At 68.9% G+C, this 25,910-nt stretch carries 26 protein-coding genes; 17 read left to right on the plus strand and 9 right to left on the minus strand.

Annotation, left to right across the window (positions count from 1 at the left end; all coding sequences use genetic code 11):
• Positions 1 to 7: 7 nt before the first annotated feature.
• The 8 genes from H7694_RS14450 to H7694_RS14485 all read left to right on the plus strand — a co-directional run bounded on the left by H7694_RS14450 (position 8) and on the right by H7694_RS14485 (position 8,049).
• Positions 8 to 718 (plus strand): 5-oxoprolinase subunit B family protein, encoded by a 711-nt coding sequence (locus H7694_RS14450; protein WP_193597141.1) that lies wholly within the window; start codon positions 8 to 10, stop codon positions 716 to 718.
• Positions 712 to 1,704, plus strand: a complete 993-nt coding sequence (locus tag H7694_RS14455; protein WP_193597142.1) for a biotin-dependent carboxyltransferase family protein — start codon at positions 712 to 714, stop codon at positions 1,702 to 1,704. Before H7694_RS14450 ends, H7694_RS14455 begins: the two co-directional genes overlap by 7 nt.
• A gap of 37 nt (positions 1,705 to 1,741) precedes the next feature.
• Positions 1,742 to 2,419, plus strand: a complete 678-nt coding sequence (locus tag H7694_RS14460) for a 4-carboxy-4-hydroxy-2-oxoadipate aldolase/oxaloacetate decarboxylase (RefSeq protein ID WP_193597143.1) — start codon at positions 1,742 to 1,744, stop codon at positions 2,417 to 2,419.
• Between the two features lies 1 nt (position 2,420).
• The gene (locus H7694_RS14465) at positions 2,421 to 3,587 is read left to right on the plus strand and encodes a M24 family metallopeptidase (protein ID WP_193597144.1); all 1,167 of its coding nucleotides are present in this window, start codon (positions 2,421 to 2,423) and stop codon (positions 3,585 to 3,587) included.
• A gap of 22 nt (positions 3,588 to 3,609) precedes the next feature.
• Positions 3,610 to 4,404, plus strand: coding sequence for an aldo/keto reductase (locus tag H7694_RS14470; RefSeq protein ID WP_193597145.1), 795 nt, complete (start codon positions 3,610 to 3,612; stop codon positions 4,402 to 4,404).
• Positions 4,405 to 4,549: 145 nt separating this feature from the next.
• The gene (locus H7694_RS14475; protein ID WP_193597146.1) at positions 4,550 to 5,626 is read left to right on the plus strand and encodes an ABC transporter substrate-binding protein; all 1,077 of its coding nucleotides are present in this window, start codon (positions 4,550 to 4,552) and stop codon (positions 5,624 to 5,626) included.
• Between the two features lie 70 nt (positions 5,627 to 5,696).
• Complete coding sequence (locus H7694_RS14480) at positions 5,697 to 6,785, plus strand: ABC transporter substrate-binding protein (RefSeq protein ID WP_193597147.1); 1,089 nt, start codon at positions 5,697 to 5,699, stop codon at positions 6,783 to 6,785.
• Positions 6,786 to 6,804: 19 nt separating this feature from the next.
• A complete protein-coding gene (locus H7694_RS14485; protein WP_193597148.1) occupies positions 6,805 to 8,049 on the plus strand; it encodes a CynX/NimT family MFS transporter in 1,245 nt (414 codons plus the stop codon).
• Positions 8,050 to 8,091: 42 nt separating this feature from the next.
• Here the strand turns inward: H7694_RS14485 and H7694_RS14490 are convergent, their stop codons facing one another.
• Entirely contained in the window at positions 8,092 to 8,955 is an 864-nt protein-coding gene (locus tag H7694_RS14490; protein WP_193597149.1) for an NAD(P)-dependent oxidoreductase, read from the minus strand.
• A gap of 217 nt (positions 8,956 to 9,172) precedes the next feature.
• Here H7694_RS14490 and H7694_RS14495 point away from each other — a divergent pair, with 217 nt between their 5' ends.
• Genes H7694_RS14495 through H7694_RS17730 form a run of 4 tightly spaced genes read left to right on the plus strand, consistent with a single transcriptional unit; the run spans position 9,173 to position 12,654 of the window.
• Positions 9,173 to 9,922 (plus strand): SDR family oxidoreductase, encoded by a 750-nt coding sequence (locus H7694_RS14495; protein ID WP_193597150.1) that lies wholly within the window; start codon positions 9,173 to 9,175, stop codon positions 9,920 to 9,922.
• Positions 9,923 to 9,963: 41 nt separating this feature from the next.
• The gene (locus H7694_RS14500; protein WP_193597151.1) at positions 9,964 to 11,172 is read left to right on the plus strand and encodes an aspartate transaminase; all 1,209 of its coding nucleotides are present in this window, start codon (positions 9,964 to 9,966) and stop codon (positions 11,170 to 11,172) included.
• Positions 11,173 to 11,182: 10 nt separating this feature from the next.
• The gene (locus H7694_RS14505) at positions 11,183 to 11,878 is read left to right on the plus strand and encodes an SDR family oxidoreductase (protein ID WP_227468156.1); all 696 of its coding nucleotides are present in this window, start codon (positions 11,183 to 11,185) and stop codon (positions 11,876 to 11,878) included.
• A gap of 5 nt (positions 11,879 to 11,883) precedes the next feature.
• Positions 11,884 to 12,654, plus strand: coding sequence for a helix-turn-helix domain-containing protein (locus H7694_RS17730; RefSeq protein WP_227468157.1), 771 nt, complete (start codon positions 11,884 to 11,886; stop codon positions 12,652 to 12,654).
• Here the strand turns inward: H7694_RS17730 and H7694_RS14515 are convergent.
• Positions 12,606 to 13,235, minus strand: a complete 630-nt coding sequence (locus H7694_RS14515; RefSeq protein WP_193597154.1) for a glucose-6-phosphate isomerase family protein — start codon at positions 13,233 to 13,235, stop codon at positions 12,606 to 12,608. The two genes, H7694_RS17730 and H7694_RS14515, sit on opposite strands and share 49 nt — an antisense overlap.
• Positions 13,236 to 13,312: 77 nt before the next feature.
• On the opposite strand from H7694_RS14515, the gene xylB reads away from it, so the two are divergent.
• Genes xylB through H7694_RS14540 form a run of 5 tightly spaced genes read left to right on the plus strand, consistent with a single transcriptional unit; the run spans position 13,313 to position 17,968 of the window.
• Positions 13,313 to 14,821, plus strand: a complete 1,509-nt coding sequence (gene xylB, locus H7694_RS14520) for a xylulokinase (protein WP_193597155.1) — start codon at positions 13,313 to 13,315, stop codon at positions 14,819 to 14,821.
• The gene (locus tag H7694_RS14525) at positions 14,821 to 15,777 is read left to right on the plus strand and encodes an NAD(P)-dependent oxidoreductase (RefSeq protein ID WP_193597156.1); all 957 of its coding nucleotides are present in this window, start codon (positions 14,821 to 14,823) and stop codon (positions 15,775 to 15,777) included. Before xylB ends, H7694_RS14525 begins: the two co-directional genes overlap by 1 nt.
• Positions 15,774 to 16,697, plus strand: a complete 924-nt coding sequence (locus tag H7694_RS14530; RefSeq protein WP_193597157.1) for a shikimate dehydrogenase family protein — start codon at positions 15,774 to 15,776, stop codon at positions 16,695 to 16,697. Before H7694_RS14525 ends, H7694_RS14530 begins: the two co-directional genes overlap by 4 nt.
• A complete protein-coding gene (locus tag H7694_RS14535; protein WP_193597158.1) occupies positions 16,697 to 17,662 on the plus strand; it encodes a phosphotriesterase in 966 nt (321 codons plus the stop codon). Before H7694_RS14530 ends, H7694_RS14535 begins: the two co-directional genes overlap by 1 nt.
• Before the next feature lie 9 nt (positions 17,663 to 17,671).
• Positions 17,672 to 17,968: a putative quinol monooxygenase gene (locus H7694_RS14540; RefSeq protein WP_193597159.1), complete on the plus strand. Its 297-nt coding sequence runs from the start codon at positions 17,672 to 17,674 to the stop codon at positions 17,966 to 17,968.
• A gap of 204 nt (positions 17,969 to 18,172) precedes the next feature.
• Here the strand turns inward: H7694_RS14540 and H7694_RS14545 are convergent, their stop codons facing one another.
• The 7 genes from H7694_RS14545 to H7694_RS14575 form a co-directional block, all read right to left on the minus strand.
• A complete protein-coding gene (locus H7694_RS14545) occupies positions 18,173 to 19,174 on the minus strand; it encodes an ABC transporter substrate-binding protein (protein ID WP_193597160.1) in 1,002 nt (333 codons plus the stop codon).
• Positions 19,175 to 19,337: 163 nt separating this feature from the next.
• A complete protein-coding gene (locus H7694_RS14550; RefSeq protein ID WP_193597161.1) occupies positions 19,338 to 20,369 on the minus strand; it encodes an ABC transporter permease in 1,032 nt (343 codons plus the stop codon).
• Positions 20,366 to 21,871, minus strand: a complete 1,506-nt coding sequence (locus H7694_RS14555; protein WP_193597162.1) for a sugar ABC transporter ATP-binding protein — start codon at positions 21,869 to 21,871, stop codon at positions 20,366 to 20,368. Before H7694_RS14555 ends, H7694_RS14550 begins: the two co-directional genes overlap by 4 nt.
• Before the next feature lie 197 nt (positions 21,872 to 22,068).
• Entirely contained in the window at positions 22,069 to 22,938 is an 870-nt protein-coding gene (locus H7694_RS14560) for a sugar phosphate isomerase/epimerase family protein (RefSeq protein ID WP_193597163.1), read from the minus strand.
• 62 nt (positions 22,939 to 23,000) lie between these two features.
• Positions 23,001 to 23,420 carry an RbsD/FucU family protein gene (locus H7694_RS14565; RefSeq protein ID WP_193597164.1) on the minus strand — a complete coding sequence of 140 codons (420 nt, stop codon included), beginning with the start codon at positions 23,418 to 23,420 and terminating at the stop codon, positions 23,001 to 23,003.
• Positions 23,421 to 23,516: 96 nt separating this feature from the next.
• The gene (locus H7694_RS14570) at positions 23,517 to 24,506 is read right to left on the minus strand and encodes an aldo/keto reductase (RefSeq protein ID WP_193597165.1); all 990 of its coding nucleotides are present in this window, start codon (positions 24,504 to 24,506) and stop codon (positions 23,517 to 23,519) included.
• Complete coding sequence (locus H7694_RS14575; RefSeq protein ID WP_193597166.1) at positions 24,493 to 25,788, minus strand: L-fuconate dehydratase; 1,296 nt, start codon at positions 25,786 to 25,788, stop codon at positions 24,493 to 24,495. The genes H7694_RS14570 and H7694_RS14575 overlap by 14 nt, the downstream gene beginning before the upstream one ends.
• Positions 25,789 to 25,910: the final 122 nt, after the last annotated feature.

A 25,910-nucleotide genomic window follows, 5' to 3' on the forward strand; every position in this document is an offset into this window, starting at 1 on the left:
CGCTCGCATGTCCGAGATCCTGCTCGCCCCCTGCGGAGAAGGCGCCGTACGCGTGACGGCGGTGCACGCGGACGCCGAGGCGCGCTGGCATGCCGTGCACGCACTGGCGGACTGGCTGCAGGAGCACCCGGTCGACGGTGTCTTCGGCGGCGTACCGACCTACGACTCGCTGTTGATCGAGTTCGATCCGGTGCGGATGACCGCAGCCGCGTTGACCCCCTTGATCGAAGTCGCAGCCCTCATCGAGCAGGAAGAGGCGGTGCATGCGCCGCGACGATTCACGCTGCCGGTCGTCTATGGCGGCGACCACGGGCCCGACCTCGGCTATGTGGCAGAGTTCCTCGGGATCTCGGAGCGCGAGGTCATCGAGCTGCACACCGGCGAAGAACGCGTCGTGCGGTGTCTCGGCGGCCCCGCCGCCTCCTGCATGATCGACGGGCCCTCGTTCAGTGCACCGATCCCGCGCCTGCCGGACCCGCGCCTCGAGGTGCCTCCGAATGCGATCTCAGTGGCCGGGCGCCAGGGGGTCATCGGCCCCGTCCGCGCCCCGAGCGGATGGCGGCTGATCGGGCTGAGCCCTGTTGAGATCATGGATCTCAGCAGCGCGGATCTGATCCCCTACCGTCCCGGTGACGTGATCCGCTTCCGCGAGGTCCAGCCCGATGACTGGGACGACTACCGTGGCGTTCACCTGCACGAGTTGGCCGAAGCATGCTGATCCTCGATCCCGGACACACCTGGGTGACCGACCTCGGTCGGTTCGCGGGCCCGAGCCGTGGGCTCTCCGTCAACGGCGCCCTCGACCAGCACTCCGCACAAACGGCCAACGCCCTCGTCGGAAACGACCCCGGCCTTCCCCTTCTGGACGTGCTGCACACCGGGCTGTCATTCGTCGCCGAGCACGACCTGCTCCTGGCCGTCACCGGCGCGGACTGCGTGGTGCGGATCGACGGGCGCGAGGCGCCGATGTGGCTGCCGGTCAGCGCTCTGGCCGGGCAGACCGTCGAGATCGGCACGAGCCTTCGAGGACTGCGCAAGTACGTCGCAGTGCGCGGCGGCTTCGATGTGCCGATGCTGCTCGGCAGTTGTGCGCCCGACAGCATGATCGGGTTCGGCACACGGCTGAACGCCGGTCAGCGTCTGGACGGCCCCCTACCGACGCCCTCGCTGAGGCATCCGGTCTTCCAGCTCCCGCTCATGCGCCTGACCATCGATCGTCCGCGGTTCCCGGCATCCCCCCTCATCGATGTCACCGACGGCCCCGACTACGCCGAGTTCGGCGATTCCGCAGAACTGCTGTTCCACGGCGACTACGAGGTCAGCCCGCGCAGCAACCATGTCGGGCTGCGCCTGAGCGGCGAGCTGCCCCGTCGGCAGACGGCCAGCGAAGTGCTCTCCCGCGGCGTGCCGGTCGGCGCGATCGAGGTGCCCTCTTCCGACGGGCTGCTCGTGCTGCATCGCGGCCGCGGTGTGACCGCTGGCTACCCGGTCCTCGCGGTCGTCACGGCGGTCGGCCTCGACGCCATCGCGCAGATCCAGCCCGGCCAGCATCTGCGGTTCCGCCGGGTCAGTCTCGAAGAGGCCCGCGACCGGCACCTTCAACGTCACGCGCGCCTACAGGAGCTGCGACGCATATGCCTCGACCTCCTTCACGTCCACGGCGTGAGCGCCGCATCGGGCCCCGTCCACCGGCTGGCCGCCTGACCGGCATCCGCCCGCATCACCGAGAGAAAGCAGAAACATGGTCCACGTCCGCACATCCGTCACCCGCCCCGACCCGAAGCTCATCGACGGGCTCGCCGCATTCTCGTCCGCGACCATCCACGAGGCCCAGGGCCGCAAGGGAGCCCTTTCGCACCGGATCAAGCCGGTCGACGACGCGATGTCCTTCTGCGGCCCCGCCATCACCGTCCTCTCGCACCCCGGCGACAACATCATGGTCCAGGTCGCGATCAGCTATGCCGAGGCGGGCGACGTCATCATCGTCAACGCCGGTCAGCTCGAGCAGTCCGGCTCGTTCGGCGACGTGCTGGCCACCGCAGCGTCCTCGAAGGGCGTGGCCGCGTTCGTCACCGACTCCGGGGTCCGCGACAGTGCCGACCTGCGCGAGCTCGGCTTCCCGGTGTTCTCCGGGAGCGTGTGCATCGAGGGCACCGTGAAGGAGACCCTCGGCCTGGTCAACCACACGCTCTCGGTCGGCGGCCAGGTCGTCGAGCCGGGCGACATCCTCCGCGGTGACGCCGACGGCATCGTACTCGTCAAGCCCGATGAGGCGGAGGAGGTCATCCGTCTCTGCCAGGAGCGCGAGGACCATGAGGCGCAGCTTCGCGACCGTCACCGCGCGCAGGAGGGCTCCGTGATCGAGCTGCACGGACTGCTCGAGAAGCTCGAGGCCAAGGGCCTGACGGTGGAGGCATGAGATGACCGGCACCACGAGCACAGCAACGGCCGGAACCCGCGAACAGGCGCGACACCGCCGGGAACGCCTGGCCGCGCTGCTGGCAGGACGCGGACTCGATGCGCTGATCGTCGACTCCCCGGCCGCAGTCGCCTACCTGAGCGACGTCGACATCCGCTCCTTCGCGCGCCACGGCACGGCGATCGTTCTCCGCGAAGACGGCGGCATCGTGTTCGTCGCCTCCGATGCCGACGCGATCTCGCTCGACGCCGCCGGCTACGACGGCGAGCGGGCACTGTGGACGCAGGGCTCCGAGAAGACGGCGTTCGCCGGAACCCTGTCCAGCGCCGTACGACGCTCGACCGGTGGCGTGCGCGTCGGCGTGGAGCGGCCGGAGATCGTGCCGGCCGGGAGCTTCGGCCTGTTCGGCCTGTCGTATCCGCCCGGCACGATCGTCCCCGCCGGCGATGTCGTCGCGGACGCCATGCGGATCAAGGACGACGATGAGATCGACCGCCTGCGCGCCGCGGCCGTGCTCGCGGAGATCGCGTACACGGCGACGGTTGATCGGATGCATGCCGAGCTGCGCGCCTACGAGATCGTGCGCAATGTGGATCGTTCGGTGCGCGGCGCGGGCGGGGCCGGATGGTGGTCGCTCTCTGAGCGCGGCGACACGCAGGAGACGGTGCACTTCCCGCACGACGCGGTCGTGGGGCTGCTGGACCGGCGTCCGGAGACCGGGGTGCTGGATCGCAGCGCGACGCTGCCGTTCCAGGTGCACCCGCTGTCGCAGTGCTACACGGGGGGCGCTGGCACGACGATCGTGCTTCAGGAGCCGTCTGCGCAGGTGCGCCGCCGTGCCGAGCGTCTTTCGCGCGGCATCCAGTCGGCGCTCGACGCGATAGCGCCCGGCGTGCCCGGCGATGCCGTGCATCGCGCGTTCACCACCGCGTCCGAAGGCGAGGGCACCCTCGTCGGGTTCTCGGTCGGCACCGGACCCGGTGAGACGCTCGTCGCCGCGGATGCCGGCGAGGAGCTGCAGCAGCGCATGGCGCTGACTCTGCGAGCGTTCGCCCCGGGCGACGCCGGCGCACCGGGCGTCTTCTTCCAGAGCACCGTCCTCGTGACGGACGCGGGTGCCGAACGGCTGGACGCCGTCGTCCCGCTGCGCCTCATCGAGTTGTACTGACCGAGCTTCGAAGGAGCATCAGATGACCTCCGCAATCACCGCCGACGTCCCCACGGCAGAGCTGCCGGGCGGCGTGAGCATGCCGCTCGTCGGCTTCGGCACTCACCCGCTTCGCGGTGAGGATGCCGCCGCCGCCGTCGCCACCGCGATCGATGTGGGATTCCGCAGCGTCGACACCGCTACGCGCTATCGCAATCAGGACGCCGTGGGCGACGGCATCCGCCGCTCCGGCATCGCGCGCTCCGAGCTGTTCCTCACTTCCAAGCTGCCGCCCGACTGCGTTGGCCTGGAGCGTCAGACGCTGGAGGAGAGTCTCGCGCTGTTCGGCACGGACCACCTCGATCTCTGGCTGATCCACTGGCCCCCTGGGGGCAGCGCCGGCGTCGGAACCTGGAAGCGGATGCTGGCGCTGCGCGACGAGGGCATGGTGCGCGCGATCGGCGTGAGCAACTACTCGCTGAAGCTCCTCGACGAGCTCGAGCGCGAGACCGGCGAATACCCTGCGGTGAACCAGGTGCAGTGGAGCCCCGTCCACTACAGCGAACGGCTCGCAGCCGGGTGCGCGCACCGCGCGATCACGCTCGGGGCCCACAGCCCGTTCCGGAGTGCTCGCCTCGATGACCCTGTTCTGGTCGAGATCGCAGCCCGCCACCGCGCCTCGACGCGCCAGGTCATCGTCAAGTGGAACGTGCAGCACGGCGTGGCGATCGTGCCGAAGTCCGCACATCGAGAGCGCATGGCCGAGAACCTGGACATCGGCTTCGACCTGTCACCCGAGGAGATCACGGCGATCGACGACCTGAGCGAACTCGAATGATGGACACGGGCACCATTTCTAGATATTCTATATAATCTGAGAATCTCTCATCATCCCACAACGATGTCGGACATGACGAAGCCCGATCTCTGAGCTTCTGTTTACCGCCGTCGCCCATCCACCCCAGCGGAGAGTGAGCACGACAATGAAGAGCACCAGCATCCGATGGTCAGCGGTCGCCGCGATCGCAGCATCCGCCCTCGCCGTGAGCGCTTGCGCCGGCACGGCCCCCGAAGCATCCGATGGTGAAGGCATCAGCGGCACGATCAGCCTGATGTCCTACACCAGCATCTGGCAGGAAGCGTATCAGGAAGCCGTACTCGACCCGTTCCTCGAGGAGAACCCCGGAGTCACGGTCAACTACCTCTCCAAGCGCACCTCGGCCGAGATGCTCAGCGCCCTGCAGGCTGAGAAGGACCGGCCCGCCACCGATGTGGCCATCATGGACAGCACGGTCTCGGCCTCGGCGAACGCGCAGGGGCTGTTCCAGAAGTTCGACGAGTCGGAAGTGCCGAATCTCGCGAACGTCAAGGACGAGTTCCTGGACCCCGAAGGCTACGGCCCCTATGTCATGCTCGATGCGATCGCGCTGCTGTATGACACCGAACGCATCGACACCGCCCCGGACAGCTGGACCGAGCTGTGGAATTCGGACTACAAGGGTCAGCTCAACATCACCGCTCCCCCGGCCCTCGGCGGCGTCGCCCTGACGGCAATCACCTCCGAGATGAAGGGAGAGGACTATACCGAATCCATCGACAAGGCGGTCGCCGAGCTGCAGGAGCTCGCGCCGAGCGTGCAGACCTGGGCGCCGAACCCCGACGAGTACCAGAACATCATCAGCGGCCAGACGATCATGGGCATGGGTCCGAGTGCCCGCGCGCAGTACTACACCGACCAGGTCGACGGGAAGCTGGGCATCGTGTTCCCGGAGGAGGGGACGACCTACCAGATCAACACGATCAACCTCGTGGAGGGCGCACCGAACTCCGAGGCCGCCAAGGCGCTGATCGACTACGCGCTCACGCCCGAGGCGCAGGCAGCTTTCGCCGAGCGGTTGTTCTACGCGCCGGCCGTCGATGTCGACCTGCCGGCCGACGTCGCCGATCGGGTCGTCCCCACCGACGGCTCGCTGAAGATCATCGACCTCGACAACGACTTCCTCCAGACGGCCCGCGACGAGTGGACCGACATCTGGAAGCGGGAGATCATCGGTGGATGAGCTCCCGGGGCGCCCGTCCTCTCGCGCCGCGGCACCCTCCCCTCACACACAGCACCAGAAAGGCACAGTAATGACGAACAAGAAGAACAGGGCCGCCCGCGCGGTCGTGGCCACGAGCGCCGTCGCTGCGCTGATGACCCTGGCCGCCTGCTCCGGCGGGGGCAGCACCGGCGCGGACGGCGACGGCGGACTCTCCGGCACCGTCAATGTCATCGGCTACTCGGGAATCTGGCAGGAGCGCTACACCGAGGCCGTCATCCAGCCGTTCCAGGAGGCGAACCCCGGCGTGACGATCAACTACGTCGCGAAGCGCTCCTCCGCCGAGATGCTCAGCGCACTGCAGAGCCAGCAGTCCAACCCCGGCACCGATGTCGCACTCATGGACCAGTCCGTCGCCAAGAGCGGAAACGACCAGGGCCTGTTCGCAGAACTCACTGAGGACGAGATCCCGAACCTCGCGAACGTGAAGGACGAGTTCCTCGACCCTGACGGCTTCGGCCCGGTCGTTCACCTCGACGGCATCGGCATCCTCTATGACACGACCGTGTTCGACGAGGCGCCGACCAGCTGGGAGGAGCTGTGGAACGACGACTGGAAGGGCAAAGTCAACCTGATGGCGCCGCCCTCGCTGCTCGGCCTCGCTGTGACCGCAGTGGCGTCCACGCTCGAAGGGGAGGACTACACGCAGAGCGTCGACGAGGGCGTCGCGAAACTCAAGGAGCTGGCTCCGAACGTGCAGACCTTCGCCCCGAACCCCGATGAGTGGCAGAGCATCATCACGGGTCAGACGGTCATCGGCGTCGGCCAGAACGCCCGCGGACAGTACTACGCCGACGAGAGCGACGGAAAGCTCGGCATCGCGTTCCCCGAGGAGGGTACGATCTACCAGCTGAACACCGTCAACCTCGTCGAGAACGCTCCGAACGAGGCGGCCGCACAGGCATTCGTCGACTACACGCTGTCGGAGGAAGCCCAGCTCGCCTTCGCCGAAGCGCTCTACTACGCACCGTCGGTCGATGTCGACATCCCGGCCGAGACGGCGGAGCGCATCGTCGCCACCGACGGCTCGATCGAGATCCTGCCGCTTGAGACCGAGTTCCTCGCGTCCGTCCGTGACTCGTGGACCGAGATCTGGAAGAAGGACATCATCTCGCAGTAGTCGAGACGACAACCGCCGCGTGCGCCGGGTCGGACCGCTCCGACCCGGCGCACGCTCATGTGCAGAACCGGAGGATCACATCGTCACGCCCCCGCGCAGCGCGGCCGCCATCGGCATCGCGCTGGCCGCACTGAATCTGCGGACGGCTGTCGCCTCGCTCTCGCCCATCATCGACTTCGTCGTCCGCGACGTGCCGCTGTCGACGGCCGCCATCATCGTGCTCGGGATGCTGCCGCCGCTGTGCTTCGCGGCCGGCGCCCTGATCACCCCGGCGATCGCCAACGCCGTCGGGGTCGATCGGGCCGCGGTCGCATCCCTCGGCGCTCTCGCGCTAGGACTCGCCGTGCGCGGACTGGCCCCCGACGACTCCTGGCTGATCATCGGGAGCACCACGGCTTTCCTCTGCATCGGCGTGCTCAACGTGCTTCTGCCCCCGCTGGTGAAGAAGCACTTCTCGGATCGGATCGGACCGATCACGTCGCTGTACACGACGCTGATGGCGGTGGGAACGTTCCTCCCGCCGCTGACGGTGGTGCCTCTGGCGCACGTATGGGGATGGCGCGCGGCGCTGCTCGTCTGGTGCGCGCTCGCCGTGGCTGCCCTGGTCCCCTGGATCCTCGTCGCCCGCGGCGCGTCGGACGAGGCGGGGGCTCATCCCCGCAGTCCCGTCTTCTCCCCTGCCCTCGCGCGATCACCGATCACGTGGGGGGTGACGGCGCTGTGCGCGACCGCCGGGTTCATCGCGTACGCGATCTTCGCCTGGTATCCGCTCCTGCTCGCCGACACCACGGCACTCGATGCCGGGTCGATCGGAATGGCACTGGCAGTCTACGCGGCGATGGGCGCGCCGGCCAGCTTCGTCCTGCCGGCCATCGTCGCACGGTACCGCGCCGTCGGCAGCTGCGTTCTCGGGGGCGGCGCGATGTTCGCCATCGCGTTCTGCGGGATGCTGATCGCCCCGCAGGACGGCATCTGGATATGGGCGGTGCTGGGAGGAGCCGGGCAGCTGATGTTCCCGCTGTCGTTGGTGCTCATCAATTTGCGCACGCGCACGATGCGCGGATCGGTCGCCCTGAGCACCGTCGTCCAGAGCGCCGGCTACCTGGTCGCGGCGACCGGCCCGCTCGTCCTGGGGCTGCTGCATGCGGCGACCGGAGGGTGGAACGCCGCACTGCTCATGCTCGTCGTCGTCGCCCTGATCGGCACCGGGCTGGGGCTGCTCGCTGCCCGCAGCAGCTGGCTCGAAGACTCCGTGAAGCTCTGAGCGGCCGCACGGCGCATCGCCGACGCGCAGCCCAGGCGCCGTTCAGCGCGGCGGTCGGCGAAGCTGCTCGATGACGACCGAGTGGTCCTCGTCACCACGGCCGTCCTCGACGACTGCGGCGAACAGGTCCGCCAGGACGTCGGTGATCGGCACAGCGGCACCGAGTTCGCCGGCGAGACTTGCGACGTAACGGAGGTCCTTCAGCTGATTGACCGCGCTACCGCTGGGCGTGTACTGATGGCTCAGCAAGCGCTCGCGCTTCGCAGCGAGCAGGGCACTGGAGGCGAGTCCGCCGGCGAAGATGTTGCACAGCGCCGAGCGGTCGATGTCGGCGCGCTCTGCAAGCGCGAGCGCCTCGGCGAGTGCGCCGAGGGTCCCGGCGACGACGACCTGATTGCAGAGCTTTGCGACGCTGCCCGCGCCCGGATCGCCGAATCGCTGCACGACCGAGCCGATCGTGTTCAGGATCGGCTCGATGGCGCGCCAGTCCGGCAGTCGTGCACCCACCATGATGCTCATCGTCCCGGCCAGAGCCCCGGCCTCCCCGCCACTCATCGCGGCATCCGCGACGGCGATCGAGAATGGGGCGAGTTCGCTCTCGAGGTCGCGGATCCGCGACGGCGACGTCGTGCTCATCACGATGACGCGCTCAACGCCTTCTCGATGCCAGCGCGCCCAGACTTCCGGTCCCGTGACCGCGCGGAACTGATCCACGTCCGGCAGCACGGAAAGCACCGTTGCGGCTGCCGCGTCACCCGGCGTCGCCACTATTCGCACCCCGGAGCGCGGGATCGACTTGCCGCGGGGATCGGTGCGGTTCCACACGATCGGCTGCGATCCCGCCTCTGCCAGATTGCGGGTGATGCCGATCCCCATCGGCCCCAGGCCGAGCACAGCGACGTTCACGGGCCCCCTCCCTCCGCCGCATCCGATGCGGCTCCTTCCGCCATTGTGTCGCGCGCCGCGTGCCCGCGGGTGCGTCGGTTCAATCCGATATGGCGTCATGCAGATCGCCGATGACCCGAATTCCCCGTAGCACGCACCGTCGCCATAGCGTTGACGACGAACGCGGATATCAGCGCCGCATCGGCATCGCAGCCGACACGACCTTGCGGGAGGACAGATGACGATCAGCGAATATGGGAAGGCCCTCGTCACCGGAGCGTCGACGGGCATCGGCGCGAAGCTCGTCGAGCGTCTCACCGCAGAGGGCGTCGAAGTGCATGCGATCGCTCGCGATGCCGAAAGACTCGAGCAGCTGGCCGAGCGGACGGGGGCGATCCCGCACGCGCTCGACCTGGGCGACACCGCGCAGCTCGAGGAGCTCATCCCCTCCCTGGAGATCGACATCCTCGCCAACATCGCCGGCGTCTCCCGGATGGGCAACATCCTCGACTCCTCGCGCGACGATCTCGACGCCCTCGTCGACATCAACCTCACGGCCGTTCTCCACCTCGTGCGTCTGGCGCTGCCCGGCATGGTCGAGCGTAACAGCGGGCACATCGTCAACATCAGCTCGATCGCCGCACACTACAACTTCTTCGGCCACACCGCGTACCACGCGACCAAGGCTGCGATCCATCAGCTTTCGCGGCAGATCCGCAACGATACGCTCGGCAAGCGCATCCGGGTCACCGAGGTCTCACCCGGCCGCGTCGAGACAGAGATCTTCGGCCGCAACCTCGGTGGCACGCCAGAGGCGATCGCCGCGGCGCACAAGGAGTACTTCGAGGGTTACGAGTCGCTGACGACGCAGGACGTCACCGATGCGATCATGTTCGCTCTGAGGATGCCGCGCCACGTCAATGTGGGCCTGCTCGAGCTGATGCCGACCTTCCAGGTTCCGGGCGGACTGACCTTCGACCGCCAGTGACCCACCCATCAACCATCGCTTCCAATGTCGAAGAGGACGTCATGAACACCACGAAGATCGCCGACCGCGTCGAACGGATCCAGGAGTCAGCGAGCGGAGCGGCCGCACAGCGCGTCCGCGACCTGCGCGCCCAGGGCGTGCCCGTGCTCAGCCTCACTGTCGGTGAGCCGGACTTCGACACCCCCGAGAACATCAAGCGCGCAGCCGAACAGGCGCTGCGCGAAGGCGACACCAAGTACACGCCGGTCAACGGGACGCCGGAACTGCAGCGCGCGATCCTCGCACGGGTCGCACGGCGCACCGGTGTGGAGTACTCCGCCGACGAGCTGGCGGTCGGCGGCGGCGGCAAGCAGGTCATCTTCCTGGCGTTCATGGCCACCGTCGAGGACGGCGACGAGGTGATCATCCCCGCTCCCTACTGGGTCTCGTACCCCGACATGGTGCTGGCCAACGGCGGCGAACCGGTGATCGTCCCCACGTCCGAGCAGGACGGGTTCCTGCTCACCCCCGATGCCCTGCGGACCGCGATCACCGATCGCACCGTGTGGCTCGTGCTCAACACACCCAGCAACCCCACCGGAGCGGTGTACGGCCACGACGACCTCGCCGCCCTCGCGGATGTGCTGCGGGAACACCCCCATGTGAACGTGCTGACCGACGAGATCTACGACGAACTGCACTACGGCCAGGGGCAAGTCGCGAGCCTGATCGAGGTGGCGCCTGATCTGCGCGACCGCGTCGTCACGGTGAACGGCGTCTCGAAGACGTACGCCATGACCGGCTGGCGCATCGGCTGGGGCACCGGCCCCCGGGAGATCATCGGCGCGGCGAACAAGCTGCAGTCGCAGATCTCCTCGTGTACGGCGTCGGTGAGTCAGGCCGCCGCTGTCGAGGCGCTCACCGGCGACCAGTCCTTCGTCGCCGAATCCGTCGAGGTCTATCGGCGTCGCCGCGACCTCGCTGTCGAGGGTTTCAACAGCATCCCCGGCCTGAGCTGCACTTCCCCGGACGGAGCGTTCTACGTCTACGTGAACTGCGCCGGCGTGATGGGGCGCACCGCTCCGAACGGAACGAAGATCGACTCGGATGAGGCTCTGACGCTCCACCTGCTCGACCGCGCGAAGGTCGCGGTGGTGCACGGCGCCGCCTACGGCCTCTCGCCGTACTTCCGGATCTCGTTCGCGACGAGCGAGGAGATCATCCAGGACGCAATCGACAGCATCCGCGCCGCAATCGCAGAGCTGGTCTGAGGGGATGGCCATGACCGCACACGATGACCGACCGGTCGCCCTGGTCACCGGAGCCACTGGCGGGATCGGCGGGGAGATCGCGCGCCGGCTGGCCACCGACCACCGGGTCCTCGCCGTCGGACGCAATGCCGGAACGCTGTCACGGATCTCCCAGGTACCCGGGATCGAGGGCGTTTCGCTCGATCTGCTGGATCTGCCGTCGATGGAGGCGTATATCTCGATACTGCCCCGGCTGGACGTGATCGTGCACTCTGCCGCCGTCAGCGATCGATTCCGGGTGGAGGAGGCCGATGCCGCCGAGTGGCGCCGACAGCTGGACATCAACGTCGTGGTGCCGGCCGAGGTCACCCGGTATGCGCTGCCGCAGCTGCGGGCGGCGCAGGGCAAGGTCGTGTTCATCAATTCCGGCGCTGGACTGCGGTCCTACCCATCGCACACGCTGTACTCCGCGACGAAGTTCGCGCTGAAGGCGCTGGCCGACGGGCTTCGCGGGGAGGAACGCGAGAACGGCGTGAGCATCGCGACCGTCCACCCTGGTCCCACCGACACACCGATGCTTGCCGGGGATCTGCGCAAGGCGGATCGCGAGTACGAGTCGGAGAAGTACATCCGGCCAGAGTCGGTGGCCGCCACGGTGCGCCTCATCGTAGATGCCACGCCCGATGCGCAGGTCACCGACATCGTCATCAGACCGCGCGTGGAGTAGAGCGCGTGAGCAGGACGAATCCGCCGCCCCACGGAAGTCCCGCCGGCTACGACGCCGGATGCCGCTCGAAGGGCGGGTGTGCTCATGATGCCGCCAGCGCGCTTCTGACCTGCGTCGAGGCGGCTCAGCGGCGCCGCGGCGACTTCATGCTCGCGCGGCTTCCCGCCGACGTGCCGCTGCCCCGGCATGAAGCACCCGACGCGACGACCGGCTCCGGGCGCGATGCCTCGGAGGTCCATGGCACCTCGTGGGGATACCGCCGCGGCTGCCGCTCCCCGTACGCGTGTCCCAACTGGCGAACGGGTTCTCCGACCTGTGCCGATGCGCGTGCGCAGTACGTCCGAAGCTGGTCCCAACGGCGCCGGAACGCCCCTGATGCGCAGAGCATGCACGGCACGTCCGCCATGTACCTGCTCGGCTGCCGCGATCCGCAACTGTGCCCGGGAGATGAGCAGGGTCGGACGTGCACGCAGGCTCGTCGCGAGTACCGCCTGCAACTGCGCAGCACAAAAGGCAAGATGCCGAAGCAGGAGCACGTCGACGCGGGGTTCGCGAAGCGGCGGATCGAGGCCTGGCTCGCCGACGGCTGCTCCATACGCGAGATCGCCCGCCGCACGGGGTGCGGGCGATCGACCATCGCGGCTATCGCCCGGCCGGAGAATTCCGGCCGGACGCGCATCTCACCGCAGACACTGCGCCGGATCTGCGCCGCGGCCGCACCGGATGGTCATGAGTCGCTCTCACTCGTCTCGGAGCCGCCCCTGTACCCGCGGTGATCCGGGTTGGGCGCGAGCGTCCAGCCGTCGCCGTCCGCGACGACGAGGTTCTTCATGCCGCCGGCCTCGGCGATCACGCCGTAGTCCTGTCCGGCGTCCGCGGCGTAGCAGAACAGCGTCACGAACGGCTCGTCGCCGACGTTCACGCTGCGGTGGATCCAGTGACCAGGAACGTTGACGGCCTTGCCGGGGGTGAGCTCGATCGCGGCCGACTGGCCGTCGAGCGTCTCGAGCAGCATGACGCCGTGCCCGCTCAGGCAGTGGTACAGCTCGGCGCGGTCGCTGATCGCGTGGATGTGCCCGCGGGTCACCGCGAACTCCTCGCCGTAGCGACCGGGCAGCAGCGTGCTCGTGCCGACGATGAGGGCGCCTGGACCCTCCTGGTAGCGGTGGTCGTCGACCCAGTAGATCAGCTCGTCGCCGCCGCGCGCGGCGACGGCGGCCTGCCAGGCGGCGTCGTCGCGGTACACGCCGGCCATGTCGCCGAGGAACTTCTCGTAGCGCCGGCTGCGCCCCTCGATGCCGCCGTTCGGCGAGATCTCCAGGACGACCGGGGTGTCGACGGCTTTGGGGGTGCTCACGATTGCCTCCTCGTAACTTGTAATTACAGGTATACTCCGAAACACCTCGAAACCCGAAACCGGACAGGGATGGATCTGTGATCATCGCGCACGACCTGGGCACGACCGGCAACAAGGCGTCCCTGCATCACGACGACGGCCGCCCCGTGGCATCCGTCACCGTGCCGTATCCGGCCCGCTTCGCGGCCGGCGGCTTCGCCGAGCAGAACCCGCAGGACTGGTGGGATGCCGTCGTCACCGCCACCCGCGATCTGCTCGCGCGCACTGAGACCGCCGCCTCCGACGTGGCCGGGCTCGTCGTGAGCGGCCAGATGATGGGCGCGGTGCTGCTCGATGCCGACGGAGCGCCCACCCGTCCGGCGATCATCTGGGCCGACACCCGCGCCGCTGCGCAGGTGCGCGAGCTCGAGGCGGCGCTCGGCTCCGAGCACGCCTACCGCCTGCTCGGACACCGCCTGAACCCCACCTACTCGCTCGCGAAGATCATGTGGGTGCGCGACAACGAGCCCGACATCTGGGCGCGGGTGCGCCGCGTCTGCGTCGCGAAGGACTTCATCGTGCTGCGCCTCACCGGTCGTCTCGCGACCGACCGTTCGGATGCCTCGGGCACGAACGCCTACGATCAGCAGGCCGGCACCTGGTCGGACGAGGTGCTCGGCGCCGCGCGGCTCGACCCGGCACTGTTCCCCGAGATCCTCGACTCCACCGCGATCGCCGGCACGCTCACCGCGTCCGCCGCCGAGGCGCTCGGCCTCACCACAGACGTGCGCGTCGTGATGGGCGGCGGCGACGGCCCGATGGCCGCCGTCGGTTCGGGCATCGTCGCCCCCGAGGACGGCGCGTACGTGTGCCTCGGCACCAGCTCTTGGATCTCGTTCGCGGCGGATGCTCCGCTCCCCGACCCGCAGCTACGGACCTTCACCTTCGACAACGTCGTACCCGGATCGTTCGTGCCCACGGCGACGATGCAGGCCGGCGGAGCATCCGTGCAGTGGATCGCCGAGGCGCTCTCCCCCGACCCGTCGCGCCCCGAGACCGGGCGGCTCACGGCCGAGGCGGCGGACGGCATCGACACCGAAGACCTCTACTTCCTGCCGTACCTGCTCGGCGAGCGCTCCCCCATCTGGGACCCGGATGCTCGCGGCGCGTTCGTCGGCCTCGGCAGGCACCACACCCGCGCGCACCTCGTGCGCGCCGTGCTCGAGGGCACCGCGTTCAACCTGCTCAGCTGCATCCGGGCGTTCCGCGAGTCGGGCGCGGTGATCGACCGCATCGACGCGGTCGGCGGCGGCGCGCAGAGCGACGCCTATCTGTCGGTGCTCGCCGACGTCTGGGGCGTGCCGGTGCGCAGGCGCACGGTCGTCGAAGAGGCCAACAGTCTGGGGGCGGCCGTCACGGCCGCCGTCGGCCTCGACCTCGCCGAGTTCTCGGCTGCCCGCGCGCTCAGCGAGGTGACCGCCGAGTTCACTCCGGATGCCGCCCGCCACGCGGTCTACGCCGAGCGGCACGCCCGCTTCACCGACGCCTACGAGGCGCTCAAGCCCTGGTTCGCCGGTGCCCCGCGCGCGCAGGAGGGCACCCGCTGATGGCCGTGATCCTCGTCACCAGCCGCTCCTTCTCGGACGGCGACCTCGACCTCGTGGCGCGTGCCGCCGACGCCGGGCATGAGATCGTGCGCGGCCCCGCCCACCACGACCTCGACGAGCTGCGCCCCCTGCTGCAGCGCGCCGACGCGTGGATCGCCGGCACCGGCCCGGTCACCGACGCGCACCTCGCCGCGGCGCCGTCGCTGACGATCGTGGCCCGCTACGGCGTCGGCTACGAAGCCGTCGACCTCGAAGCAGCGGTCGCCCGCGGCATCCTCGTGACGAACACCCCCGGCGCGAACGCCGATGCCGTCGCCGACCACGCCGTGGGCCTCATGCTCGCGGCGCTGCGCACCATCCCCGACGGCGACCGCCGGGTGCGGGCGGGCGACTGGAGCGTGCGCCGCGGGCGCGAGCTCGGCGCGGCGACCGTCGGCGTCGTCGGGTTCGGCCGCATCGGGCAGGGCGTCGCGCGCCGCCTCAGCGGCTTCGGCTGCCGCATCCTCGCGTCCGACCCATTCCTCCCCGAGGAGCGGATGCGGGATGCCGGCGCCGAACCCACCGACCTCGACGAGCTGTTCCGCACCGCCGACGTGATCACGCTGCACGCCCCCGGCGGGCAGCGGCTGGTCGACGCGGCACGGGTCGCGAGCATCCGTCCCGGCACCGTGCTGGTGAACACCGCCCGCCCCGACCTCGTCGACGAGGCGGCGATCGCCGGCGCGCTGCGCGACGGCATCCTCACCGCCTTCGCCGCCGACACCCTCGACGGCGACACGGCGGCGAGCGCGAGCCCCCTGCTCGCCGACGACCTCGCCGACCGGGTGATCGTCACCCCGCATCTGGCCGCGCAGACCACGCAGGCCGTCGACAACATGGGCCGCCTGTCGCTCGACGACGTCATCGCCGTGCTGCGCGGCGAGGCGCCCACCCACCCCGTAAGGAGCAGCGCATGACCCGCCCCGATGACTACATGGGCTTCGTCGGTGTCACCACCGGCTCGTCGTCGATCATGAAGGTGTTCCCGCTGTGGGCCGACATCCTCGGCCTGCCCACGCGCACCCTCGTCGGCCACGACCTGCCGATGGATGCCGACCCGTCGGTGTACCGCGCGATGGTCGAGCAGATCCGCGATGACGAGCAGCACCGCGGCGCACTGGTCACGACCCACAAGATGAACGTGTTCGCCGCGGCATCCGACCTGTTCGACGAGCTCGACCCGTTCGCGGTGTCGTGCAGCGAGATCTCGAGCATCTCGAAACGCGGCGACCGGCTCATCGGCCGCGCGAAGGACCCGATCACGGTCGACCTGGCGCTGAACGACTTCCTGCCCGCCGGCCACTTCGCGCGCACCGGCGCTGAGGTCGTCATCCTCGGCGCCGGCGGCTCGGGCACGGCGCTCAGCTGGGCGCTCGCGGAGCGCGCCGACGCACCCGCGCGGGTGACGGTCACCGCCCGTTCGCAGGACAAGCTCGACCACCTGCGCGAGGTGCACCGCCAGCACGGCACCGCCGAGGATCTCATCCGCTACGTGGTCACCGAGACCCCCGAGGATGCCGATGCCCTGGTCGCCGCGGCCCCCGCCGGCTCGGTGATCGCCAACGCCACCGGCCTCGGCAAGGACCGCCCCGGTTCGCCGCTGACGGACGCCGTGGAGTACCCCGAGCACGCCTGGGTGTGGGAGTTCAACTACCGCGGGTCGCTGGAGTTCATGCATCAGGCGCTGGCGCAGCGCGAGGTGCGCTCGCTGCAGGTCGTCGACGGCTGGCGGTACTTCATCCACGGCTGGTCGCAGGTCGTCGCCGACGTGTTCGAACTCGACCTGACGCCCGAGATCGTCGAGCGGCTCGCGACCGCCGCGGAGTCGGTGCGCTGATGTCGTCCGCCGGGGTGGTGCGCACGGTGCTCGGCGACGTCGATCCGGCGTCGCTGGGGCGGGTGAACTACCACGAGCACCTGTTCCAGGTCTCGCCCCTCCTCCCCGGCGACGAACTCGACGACGAGGGCGCGTCTGGCGCCGAGGCCGCGCTGCTGAAGGCGAGCGGCTTCGAGGCCATGGTCGATGCGACCCCCTTCGGGCTCGGCCGGAATCCGGAGGCGCTGGCGCGGATCTCGGCATCCACCGGGCTGGCCATCGTCGCGACCACGGGCCGGCACCGCGAGGCCCACTACGCCGCCGACCACCCCACCCGGGACTGGTCGGTGGATCGGCTCGCGGAGCTGTTCACGGCCGACGTGGCGGTCGGCATGCCGGCATCCGATTCCGCGCCGAAGGGATCTCGGGCGACCGGGCCCGCCAGCGAGCCGGTGCGGGCCGGGATGCTGAAGGGCGGCGCCGACTACTGGCGGATCAGCCCGTTCGAGCGGACGACGCTCGAGGCGCTGGCCGCCGCGCACCGCGCCACCGGCGCCCCGATCATGGTGCACCTGGAGTTCTGCACGGCCGCACACGAGGTGCTCGACCTGCTGGCATCCGCGGGTGTCGCCGCCGACCGCGTCGTGCTCGCGCACGCCGACCGCGACCCGGATGCCGGACTGCACCTGTCGCTCACCGAGCGCGGCGCCTACCTGGGTTACGACGGCTTCGCCCGTCCGCGCACCCGGTCGGATGCCGAACTGCTCGCGCTGACGGCATCCGTGGTCTCCGGCGGCGGAGCCGACCGCATCGTGCTCGGCGGCGACGTCGCCCGCCGCACCCGCTACATCGCCTACGGCGGCATGCCCGGCCTCGCCTATCTCGGCGAGCGGTACGTGCCGCGGCTGCGCACCCTGGTCGGCGACGACGCCGTCGAGCGGATGCTGACCGCCAACCCCGCCCGCCTGCTGACGCTTTCCGCCTGAAGGAGCATCATGACCGAACCCACCATCCTGCACGCGACCTTCACCGCCCGTCCGGGTGAGGGCGACCGGGTCGCCGCGCTGCTGCGAGACTTCGCGGATGCCGTGCGCGCCGAACCGGGCAACGTGGTGTTCGACGCAACCCAGCTGGTGGAGGATCCCGAGCGCTTCTTCGTCTACGAGGAGTACGTCGACGAGGCGGCCTTCCAGGCGCACCTCGCCAACCCCGCCGGCGGCCCCTTCAACGCCGCCCTGCAGGAGCTCATCGTCGAGCCGCACTCGCAGCTGACGTTCCTGCGCCGGATCTGAGGCTTGCGGCGCTGCGCGCGCCCCGCGCAGCATCCGGCACCCGATCTGCTGACCTGTGCCCGATCTGCTGACCTCTCGGGCCGATTCGTCCGTAGATCGGGACGACCTCAGCAGATCGTGCGCACCTCGGCGTGGGCGGGCCCGAACGGGAAAGGGCCCCTCGCCCGAAGGCGAGGGGCCCGATCCGCGGATCAGATCAGCGGGTCACTCGTAGAGGACGTCGGCGATCTTCGGGTCGTCGATGTTGGTCGCGTCGTACCAGTACGAACCGGTGTCGTAGAACTCGTCGATCGACTCGCCGTTGGCTGCCGCCACGGCCGACTCGACGGTGCGGGCGCCGATGCCGATCGGGTCCTGGGTGATCGCGCCGGCCATGGTGCCGTCCTTGATCGCCGCGATCTGGGCTGCGCCCGAGTCGAAGCCGATGATGGTCAGCTTGCCCTTCTCGAGGCCGAGCTCCTTGACGGCGTTCACGACGCCGATGGCCGAGCCCTCGTTGGTGCCGTAGATGCCCTTGAGGTTCGGGTGCGCAGCGATCATCGTCTTGGCGATGTCGGCCGACTTCAGGTGGTCGCCGTCACCGTACTGGATGTCGACGATCTTGATGTTCGGGAAGTCTGCCTCGATCTTCTCGACGAAGCCGTCACGACGCTCGACACCGGTCGAGTTGATCTGCGAGTGGCCGACGATCGCGACCTCGCCCTCGCCGCCGATCAGCTCTGCCATGTGCTCAGCGGCCAGCGCGCCGGCGACCTTGCTGTCGGTCGCAGCCAGACTCAGGCCCACGTCGCCGTTGCATGGGGCGTCGAAGTAGACGACCGGGATGTCCTTGGCCTTGGCCTGCTCGAGCGGGGCGACGCACGCCTCGGGGTCGAGCGCGGCGTAGCCGATGGCATCCGGGTTGCTGTTGATCGCGGTGGTGAGCATGTCGAGCTGCTGCGCGATCTCGGTCTCGGCCGCGGGACCCTCGAAGGTCACGCGAACGCCGAGCTCTTCGGCCTTCTGCTCGGCGCCGGTCTTGACGGCCTGCCAGAACTGGTGCTGGAAGCCCTTCGAGACCAGGGCGATGTACATCTCGCCGTCGCCTGCCGGTGCACCGCCCTCGGGTGCCTCTTCGACAACCTCGCCGCCGGCACAGCCGGCCATGACGAGTGCGGACGCTGCGAGCAGCGCTGCGAATGCAGACGTCTTCTTGCTGAATCGCATGGAAACTCCATTGTTCTGTGGACGCCGGCCGGGGCCGGCTGTGTGGACTTCTGGTGCTGTGCCGGGGTGCGGATCGCTCCGCGGGGGTGCGGATCTCTCCGCGGGTTCGGCCAGGGGCCGATCGGGGTGGCGGCAGGCACGGGTTCGCCGCCACCTCGAATCATTAGGTGCGCTGGCGGTTGCGCAGCGAGTCGAAGAACACGGCCAGCAGCACGACGACGCCGACGACGACGTTCTGCCACTCCGACTGGATCGACATGATCCGCAGGCCGTTCACCAGCACGCTCATGATGAGCGCACCGATCACGGTGCCGATGATCGAGCCGCGTCCGCCCAGCAGCGAGGTGCCGCCGATGATGACGGCGGCGATCGCCTGCAGCTCGTAGCCCATGCCGATCTGCGGCTGAGCCGAGTCGAGGCGCGAGGCGATCACGACGCCCGCGACGCCGATGAAGGCGCCCGCGAACATGTAGACGAAGATCGTCCAGCGGCGGGTGTTGACACCCGAGAGGCGGGTGGCCTCCTCGTTCGAGCCGATCGCGAAGGTGTAGCGGCCCAGCAGGGTCTTCGACAGCACGATGGCCGAGATGATCGCCAGCACGATGGTGATCAGCACGGCGTTCGGGATGCCGGGGATCATCACGCCGAGGGCGATCTTCTTGAAGTCGGGAGCCGAGGTCGAGAAGTAGATCGGGCGCACGCCCGAGATGACCAGGGCGAGACCGCCGGCGATCATCATCATCGCGAGGGTCGCGATGAACGGGGGCAGGCGCAGGAAGGTGATGTTCACGCCGTTGATGAGGCCCATCAGCACACCGGTGCCGATGCCGCCGAGCACGCCGACCCAGATCGGCAGGCCCCAGTTGGTGATGAACACACCGGTCATCACCGCACACAGGGCCATACCGGTTCCGAGCGACAGGTCGATGCCGCCGGTGATGATGACGAACGTGGTGCCGAGGGCGAGGATCGCGATCACGGCGGTCGACAGCAGCACGGTGGTCATGTTGCTAACGGTGAAGAACGCGGGGCTGGCGATCGAGAAGAAGATCACCAGCACCACGAGGGTGCCGAATGCCAGCGACTGCTGCAGCTGGCGCTTGAGCAGGCCCTTGACGTCGCGAGCGTCGGTGTTCTCGCTGACGGCCTGCTGGACGACGGTCGTCGTCGATCCGGAGTGGGATGGGTTGCTCATCGGTCTTCCTCCCCGTGGGCTGCGAGCTGCATGATCTTCTCCTGGCTGGCTTCCTCGTTGCGGAGGGTGCCGGTGATCCGTCCGTTCGCGAACACGGCGATGCGGTTCGCGACGCGCAGGATCTCCGGCAGCTCCGACGAGATGACGATGATGGACTTGCCGGATGCCGCGAGCTGCTGCATCAGGCGGTAGATCTCCTCCTTGGCCCCGACGTCGATGCCACGGGTGGGCTCGTCGAAGATGAGGATGTCGCAGTCGCGCATCAGCCACCGGGCGATGACGACCTTCTGCTGGTTCCCCCCGGACAGCAGCTTGACGATCTGGTTGACCGAGGGGGTCTTCACGCGCAGCTGCTGCACGTAGTCCTTGGTCTGGTTCTTCGCCTTGCGGTCGCCCATCCAGCCGAGCGCGTTGGCGTAGTTGCTCAGCGACGCCAGCACGGTGTTGAACGTGACGTCCTGCTCGAGCATGAGGCCGAGCAGCTTGCGGTCCTCGGACAGGTAGCCGATGCCGCGGCGCACGGCATCCTCGGGATGCCGGATGCGGGCGCGCTGCCCGGCGACGGTGATGGTGCCGCTGTCGCGGTGGTCGGCGCCGATGATCGCGCGGGCGGTCTCGGTGCGGCCGGCGCCCATCAGCCCGGCGAAGCCGAGGATCTCACCGCGGTGCAGCTGGAACGAGACGTCCTTCAGCAGCGACCTGGTCGACAGGTCCTGCACGTCGAGCACGATCGGGTCGCCGAGGTGCTCGCGCGCCTCGGGGCGCGCACCCTCGTCGATGACCCGACCGACCATCATCTCGATGATCTTCGGGATGCTGACCTCGCTCTTCTCGAGCGAGCCGATGTACTGGCCGTCTCGCAGCACCGAGACGCGGTCGGCCAGGCGCTTGAGCTCGTCCATGCGGTGCGAGATGTAGACGATGCCGGTGCCGCCGGCCTTCAGCTGCTCGATGAGGCGGAACAGCGTCTCGACCTCGGTGTCGGTGAGGGCCGAGGTCGGCTCGTCCATGATGAGCACCTTGGCGTTGAACGACAGCGCCTTGGCGATCTCGACCATCTGCTGCTCGGCGACGGTGAGGTCGCCGACGAGCGAGCGCGGGTCGAGGTCGATGCCCAGGCGGCGCAGCAGGTCGCGGGTCTCGCGGTTCAGCTTGCGCTCGGAGAGGAAGGGACCGACCTTGGGCTCGCGGCCGACGAAGATGTTCTGCGCGACCGTGAGGTCGGGCATCATGTTCAGCTCCTGGTGGATGATCGTGATCCCGAGCTGCTGCGCCTGCAGCGGGCTGGTCAGCTCGACCTGCTCGCCTTCGAAGGTGATGGTGCCCTCGTCGCGCGTGTAGATGCCCGAGAGGATCTTCATCAGCGTCGACTTGCCGGCGCCGTTCTCCCCCACCAGCACCAGCACCTCGCCGGCGCGCACCTCGAGGTGCACGTCCTTGAGCGCCTGCACGCCGGGAAAGCCCTTGCTGATTCCCTCGACTTTGAGGATCGGATCGCTCATGCCCACCTGCTCCCTCGGAGGTCGTTGTCGATTCGCTTGGAATCCATTTCAAACATCGGGTCAATTGTGCGCTTCATCATCGCATCGCGCAAGTTGTATCTAAATGTATCTAACGATGATCGGCATCGCCAGACCTGTAATAACATCTTCATCACAACCCGGTCGGCACGCGTGCGGCGGCTGTCCATGAGGCCGTTTCAGTGCAGCCGGATCGAGTCCACCGCGATGAGCTTGTCGCGGATGAAGCGGTTGGCGTGGGCACCGAGCTCTTCGTTGTCGGTCCACAGGTTGCGCCAGATGCCCAGCATCCGGCTGAGGTCCTCGGCGACGACCGCCGACGAGAACGACTCGAACACCACCGGGCCGTCGTAGCCGATGCGCCCGAGCGCCTTGAAGAAGTTGTCGAAGTCGACCGTGCCCGTGCCGAGGTAGCCGCGGTGGCTCTCGCCGATGTGCACGTAGCGCAGCTGCGGGGCGGCATCCAGCACCGGAGCCGCCATATCCGACTCCTCGATGTTCATGTGGTACGTGTCCAGGTGGATGCCGAGGTTGGGCCGGTCGACCTCGGCGAGGTACGCGATGGCCTGCCGCGCCGTGTTGAGCACGTTGGTCTCGTAGCGGTTGACGACCTCGAGCGAGACGCTGACGCCACGGGATGCCGCATGGTCGGCGACCCGTGCGATCACCGCGCGGCTGCTCTCCAGGCCCTGCGGGGTGACCGGCATCATGTACTTGCGCATGGCGGAGTAGATGACGCCGCAGAAGTGCGTGCCGCCCATGTCGGCGAGCACGTCGACGGCGCGGATCAGCAGCGCCTCGCCTGCGGCGACGGCCTCGGGGTCCTCGCTGGTGACGTCGGTGGCATCCGACAGCCCGAGCGAGGCGCTCACGGCGAGGCCGTGCTCGGCGAGCGCCGCCTTCGCGGCATCCACATCGAAGGAGAACGGATCCATCAGCGGGAACTCGATCAGGTCGAATCCGGCCTGCGCGGTCTTCTCGACGGCCAGGCGGATGCCGTCGGCGTCGAAGGTGCCGGTCCAGACCAGGCCATGGCATCCGATGTTCATGTGATCTCCTCTTCGAGTCGGGGTTCTCGTGTGGGGTGGGTTCGTGTGGGTCGCGGACGGTGTCAGGCGGACGGATGCCCGACCACGCCCTTGCGCAGCAGAGCGTTGCCGTACTTGCGGGTCTCGCCGGTGCGCACCATCAGGTATGCGCCCTTGGCGACGTCGTAGTAGGCGAACCGCTCCACGAAGCGGGTCGTCTCGGGGTTCGTGCCCGCGGCATCCATCAGCTCGTGCTGCACGTCGAGCACCACGGCATCCGCCGACTCCATCAGGTCCATGCCCGGTGCGTCATCCAGCGGCAGCACCGAGCGGATCGCGGCGACCACCTCGGGGGTCGTGGTGCCGGGCAGGTCGATGACCCGCTCGCCCAGCGCCCAGGCCGGGAAGTGCGCGTCGGCGACGACCACCGAGTCGGAGTGTCCCATCCGGTCGAGGTGCAGCAGCAGCTCGCCCGTGAGCAGGGGGTTGATTCCCTCAAGCATCCGGTTCCTCTCGTCCTTCCGTCTATATGTCACAAAGTGCCGGTATCAGCGGCGGATTTCGAGACTTTGCGCCATATAGACGCGTTCTTTGGGGGGTCAGGGGGTGGGGATCAGGCGGGCCTCGGCCAGCTCGGCCCACAGCCCGGCGGGGATCTCGAGCGCGGCGTACTCCGCATTCTGCGTCAGCTGCGCGGGGCGGCTGCCGCCGACCACGACCGAGCGCACCAGGGCCGACTGCAGCGGGAACTGGATCGCCGCCGCCGGCAGCGGCACGTCGTGGTTGCGGCAGATCGCGGCGATCCGCACCAGGCGATCCCACAGCTCATCGGGCAGCTGACCGTACTCGTAGCGTCCGTCGCGCTTCGGCTCGCTCTGCGCGAGCAGTCCGGAATTGAAGACGGATGCCGCGACGATCCCGGTGGCGTTCTCAGCGCATGCAGGCAGCACCTCGGTGGCCGCGGGCTGCTCGAGCAGCGTGTAGCGCCCGGCGACCATGATGAGGTCGAGGTCCGCCTCGCGGACCGCCCGGGTCAGGGCATCCGACACCATCGAGCCGATGCCGATCGCCTTCACGACGCCCTCGGCGCGCACCTTCTCGAGCGCCGGGAAGGCCGAGGCGAGCGCGAGGTCGAGGTCGTGCCGCTCGGGGTCGTGCAGGTACAGCAGGTCGATGCGGTCGAGCCCGAGCCGCTCCTGCGACTCGGCGATGCTCGCACGGATGCCCTGCTCGGTGAAGTCCCACTCGCGGCGCAGGTCGTCGGGCACGTGGAAGTCGTTGTCGGTGTCCAGGCCGCTCGGCCGGCGCTCGGGGTTCGGGCGCAGCAGGCGCCCGGCCTTGGTCGACACGACGAACTCGTCGCGCGGCTTGGTCTGCAGGAAGGCACCGAGGCGCTTCTCGCTCAGCCCGAGCCCGTAGTGCGGCGCGGTGTCGTAATAGCGGATGCCGGCATCCCACGCCGCCTCGAGCACGGCCCAGGCCTCGTCATCGCTCAGCGCGCGGAAGAGGTTGCCCACGTTGGCGGCGCCGTAGCCGAGGGCCGGGATGGCCAGGCCGGCAGCGGCCGCGGCAGGCTCAGTCGATGACATGCTGGCCCGTCCAGGTGTACTTCGCGATGCTGTCGGCCTTCATCTCCATGCTCGTGCCCGGCGCGGTGGGCGCCATGTACGAACCGCCCTGGATGTCGGTCGGCACCACGAAGTGCTCGTGCAGGTGATCGACGAACTCGATCATCCGACCCTCGCGGGTGCCGGTGACGGCGACGAAGTCGAACATCGACAGGTGCTGCACCGCCTCGCACAGCCCGACGCCGCCCGCGTGCGGGCAGACCGGCACGCCGAACTTCGCGGCCAGCAGCAGGTTGGCGATGTTCTCGTTGACGCCGGCGACGCGCACCGAGTCGATCTGCATGACCTTGATGGCATCCGCCTGCAGCAGCTGCTTGAAGATCACCCGGTTCTGCGCGTGCTCGCCGGTGGCAACGCGGATCGGGGCGACGCCACGGGCGATCTCGGCGTGGCCGAGCACGTCATCCGGGCTGGTGGGCTCCTCGATCCAGGCGGGGTTGAACTCGGCAAGCGCGTTCACCCACTCGATCGCCTCCGACACCTCCCAGCGCTGGTTGGCGTCGATCGCGATCGGGAAGTCGGGGCCGCACACCTCGCGGGCCTTGCGGAAGCGGCGGATGTCGTCCTCGAGGTCGGCGCCCACCTTGAGCTTGATCTGCGTGAACCCGTCGGCCATCGCCTCGCGGGCCAGGCGCTCGAGCTTCTCGTCCGAGTAGCCCAGCCAGCCGGGGCTGGTGGTGTAGGCCGGGTAGCCGGTGGCCAGCAGCTCGGCCTCGCGCTCCTCGCGCCCGGGCACAGCCGCGCGCAGGATCTCCAGGGCCTCCTCGCGGGTGAGGGCGTTGGTCAGGTAGCGGAAGTCGACGAGGTCGACGATCTCTTCGGGGGTCATCCGGCTCAGCAGCTGCCAGAGCGGCATCCCTGCGCGCTTGGCCTTGATGTCCCACAGCGCGTTGATCGCGGCGCCGATCGCCATGTGCATGACGCCCTTCTCGGGGCCGAGCCAGCGCAGCTGCGAGTCGCCGATGACGTCGCGGAACGTGCCGCCCATGTCATCCAGCAGCGGCTCGAGCTCGCGACCGACGAGGTGGCCGGCGAGCGCGTCGATCGCGGCGACCTGCACATCGTTGCCGCGGCCGATGGTGAACACGAACGAGTGGCCGTCGATGCCGTCCTCGGCATCCGTGCGGACGATGACGTAGGCCGCCGAGTAGTCGGGGTCGGGGTTCATCGCGTCCGAGCCGTCGAGGCTCAGGGACGTGGGGAAGCGGATGTCGCTGGTCTCCAGCGCGACGATACGGCTCACGGCTCTCCTTCGGGTGCGTCAGCGAACATGACGCGGACACTTGGAGTGTAAACATCCGATGTCTATACTGTCAACGGCGGCCGCCGCGACGGCATCCGTCTCCCGCAGTGGTACAAAGCGGT

It is taken from the genome of Microbacterium sp. YJN-G (genome assembly GCF_015040615.1).
Taxonomy (GTDB): Bacteria; Actinomycetota; Actinomycetes; order Actinomycetales; family Microbacteriaceae; genus Microbacterium.